The organism is Mesorhizobium sp. M00.F.Ca.ET.216.01.1.1 (assembly GCF_004010325.2).
Lineage (GTDB): Bacteria > Pseudomonadota > Alphaproteobacteria > Rhizobiales > Rhizobiaceae > Mesorhizobium.
In genome coordinates, this window is record NZ_SADR02000445.1 from 1 (window position 1) to 303 (window position 303).

The 303-nt window shown below is 53.1% G+C and carries 1 protein-coding gene; it reads left to right on the forward strand.

Annotation, left to right across the window (positions count from 1 at the left end):
• A partial coding sequence (locus EN859_RS38905) for a hypothetical protein (protein ID WP_210237781.1) occupies positions 1–238 on the forward strand: 238 nt, incomplete at its 5' end.
• Positions 239–303 lie beyond the last annotated feature (65 nt).

Below are 303 nucleotides of genomic sequence, written 5' to 3' on the forward strand. Positions count from 1 at the left end.
GAAGCGCGGGCCATGGAAAAGCTGCGGGTGGCGCTGGTCAAGCAGAACCCGGAATTCCTGGCGGAAGCAGCCTGAGCAGCAACTTGAAGTTGCTGAGGCCAAAATATCTATAAATATCTATAAACCCAACATATATCGCGAACGCAGCGACCTTTCTTCTTTTCCAAATCGGCGTATTGTGAATTCTTTAACAGACCGCGCGCGCCGACTGGCCTTTCATGAAGCCGACAGACGATAGCGGGTGAGGATTTGCGATGCTGCGATGCTGCGCGTTCCTTGCAGCCTTGATCCTCGTGGGTTTCG